The following is a 3,461-nucleotide window of genomic DNA, read 5'->3' on the forward strand; positions in this document are numbered from 1 at the left end:
GTGAAAATCCGGGGCTACCGGATCGAGCTGGGCGAGGTCGAATCGCAGCTGCTGAAAGTAGAGCCGGTACGAGAAGCCGTCGTCATGGCCCGTGCGGATGAAACAGGCCAAAAACAAATGGTGGCGTACTACGTTGCCGGGCAAGAGCTTGGAGCCGGTGAACTGAGAAATGAACTGAGAAGTGAGCTGGGCCGGGAGCTGCCAAGCTACATGGTGCCATCGTACTTTGTACAGCTGGAACAGATGCCGCTGAGTCCAAATGGAAAAATTGACCGCAAGGCCCTGCCGGCACCGGAAGGCAGCCTGCAAAGCGGAGCCGATTATGCAGAGCCGCGCACCGCGCCGGAACGGGCACTCGTTGGGGTCTGGCAGTCAGTGCTGGGCGTGCAAACCGTCGGTATTTTGGACAATTTCTTTGATCTGGGCGGCGATTCCATCAAGGCAATCCAAATCGCATCCCGTGCATTCCAGGCTGGCTACAAGCTGGACATGAAGGATTTGTTCCTGTATCCAACAGTCGCAACACTGGCACCGTATATGCAAGAGGTGAGCCGTATTGCAGATCAGGGAGAAGTGAGCGGGGAAACCGCTTTGCTTCCGATCCAGCACTGGTTCTTTGCACAGGAGCGCGAGCGTCCGCAGCACTTTAATCAGGCGGTCATGCTCTATAGCGCAGAGGGCTTTGATGAGTCGGCGGTTCGCCTGGTAATGAATCATATCGTGAAGCATCATGATGCGCTTCGTACGGTTTTCCGTCAGGCATCATCCGGAACCACGGCTTGGACACGCAGTGCAGATGAAGGCGCGTTGTATACGCTGGAAACGGTGGATTACCGTGAACAGGCAACCTATGCGGAAGCGCTGGAAGCGAAGGCAACTAAAATTCAAAGCAGTATTGACCTGTCCGAAGGACCTCTCGTGAAGCTGGGATTGTTCCACACAGCAGAGGGCGATCATCTGCTCATAGCCATTCACCATTTGGTAATGGACGGGGTGTCGTGGCGGATACTGTTTGAAGATTTCTCGACAGGCTACGAGCAGGCGATGAAGGGTGAGCCTGTACGATTGCCATATAAAACGGATTCTTTCCGAACCTGGGCACGGGAGTTATCGTCTTACGCCAACCGTCCTGAGGCTGCATCGGATGAAGTCTACTGGCAGCAGCTGGAGCAGGCTAAAGCTGCTGCTGCATCGCTGCCTAAGGATTTTGCCTATGAGGGCTCTTTGAATGCAGACAGCGAAGTGCTGACGGTGGAATGGACGGAAGCAGAAACCCAGCAGCTGTTGAAGCAGGCACATCGTGCCTACAACACCGAGGTCAATGATTTGCTGCTGACCGCGTTAGGATTGGCGATGCACAACTGGACAGGCGCAGGACATGTGCTGGTGAATCTGGAGGGACATGGTCGGGAAGCGATCCTACCTGAGGTGGATATTACACGTACAGTAGGCTGGTTTACGAGCTTGTATCCGGTGCTGCTGGACACGGGTGCCAATCTGACGCTGGCAGAGCGGATTAAAGACACGAAGGAAGGCCTGCGCCGGATCCCGCATAAAGGGCTGACGTATGGAACCTGGCGTTACTTGTCCCATGCGTCCGCATCGGACGAGGCGCGTGCGATTGCAGGAGAACCGGAAATCAGCTTCAACTATTTGGGTCAGATCGATCAGGATCTGCAAAATAGCGGAATTACGTTGTCGTCCTACAGTGCAGGGGAGACAGATGATGCACATTCACCGTTACTGTACACGCTGGATTTGAACGCGATGATCTCGGAAGGCACGCTGCGATTGACGATCGCTTACAGCCGTAAGCAGTATCGCAAAGAAACGCTGGAACGTGTGGCGGGGCTGCTGCAATCCGCATTACAAGAGGTGATTACGCATTGTGTCGCTCAGGAACAGCCGGAACTGACTCCGAGTGATGTGTCCTTCAAAGGTCTGACGACTGGAGAGCTGGAACAAATTGCAGAGCAGGCTGCACGTTTAGGTGAGCTGGAAAATGTATATGCACTGACGCCTATGCAGAAGGGTATGCTTTTTTACAATCTGATGGATTCGCAATCGGGAGCTTATTTTGAGCAGGCATCCTTTGATCTACGAGGACATTTTAATATCGCTGCGTTTGCAGCAAGCCTGGATGTATTGGTGCAGCGGCATACGGCACTGCGCACGAACTTCTACAGTGGCTGGAAGGATGAACCGCTGCAGGTCGTGTACCGCAGTAAGCGCAGTGAACTATATGTAGAGGATCTGCGGGATATAGGGCAAGAGAAGCAAAACGAGTATATCCTCGAATATACGCGTAAAGACAAGCAGAGGGGCTTTGATCTGGCGAAGGATGCTTTGATGCGTGTCGCTGTTTTGCGCACAGGTGAGGATTCGTACCGTTTTGTATGGAGCTTCCATCATATCGTGATGGACGGCTGGTGCTTGTCGCTGGTGACAAACGAAGTATTTGCGAGTTATTTTGCGATACTGGCCCATAAGCAGCCCGAGCTGGCACCTGTAACGCCGTACAGTCAATACATCGAATGGCTGGAGCAGCAGGATCGTCAGGCTGCATCAAGTTACTGGAGCAAGGTTCTGGAAGGGTATGAGGAACAGTCCCGCTTGCCACAGGCTAAAATCCAGGGCAAAACAGGGTATCAGGCGGAGCGTCTGGACTTTGACCTGGGTGCGGAGCTAACGGCTGGTATTCAGCGAGTGGCCAAACGTTATCAGGTAACCATCAATACGCTGATGCAGACCGTCTGGGGCATTTTGCTGCAAAAATATAATGGCACGGATGATGTAGTGTTCGGCAGCGTCGTATCTGGACGTCCGGCAGAAATTCCAAATGTGGAGCACATCATTGGTCTGTTTATCAATACGATTCCTGTACGCATCAGCAGTCATGTGGATAGCTTATTCTCAGACATAATGAAGCATACCCAGGAGCAGTCGATTGCTTCCCATGCCTATGATACGTATCCGTTGTATGAAATTCAGGGGTTGTCGGAGCTTAAGCAGGATTTGATTAATCATATTCTTATTTTTGAGAACTATCCGGTTGAGGAACAAATTGAGCAATTAGGTAACGGTGATGAGTCCAGCTTCAGCATCACAGGAGCTGAGTCTGTCGAACAGACTAACTATGACTTTAACCTAGTGGTGCTGCCGGGAGACACCATTCATATGAGCTTTGGTTATAATGCACTGGCATTTGAACGTGAAAGTGTAGAGCAAATTCGAGGTCATTTGGTGCAGCTGCTGGAGCAAGTGACTGCGAAGCCGGACGTTCGGGTGCAAGAGCTGGATATGTTAAGCGAGCAGGAGCGCGAGCAAATTCTCGGCGTATGGGGAGATACAGCCGCCGAGTATCCAAGCGCGCAAACGATCCATGGCTTGTTTGAAGCGCAAACAGCCCAGACACCGGAGCAGGCAGCGTTGTTCTTTGAAGGAGAGCAGTTGACCTATCG

1 protein-coding gene is annotated in these 3,461 nt (G+C 52.3%); it reads left to right on the plus strand.

Annotated features, from left to right (window positions below):
• Positions 1-3,461, plus strand: a 3,461-nt coding sequence (locus tag L693_RS0127110) for a condensation domain-containing protein (RefSeq protein ID WP_025721602.1), incomplete at both ends; no start/stop codon positions are given.

It is taken from the genome of Paenibacillus sp. 1-18, assembly GCF_000520755.1.
Taxonomy (GTDB): Bacteria; Bacillota; Bacilli; order Paenibacillales; family Paenibacillaceae; genus Paenibacillus; species Paenibacillus brasilensis.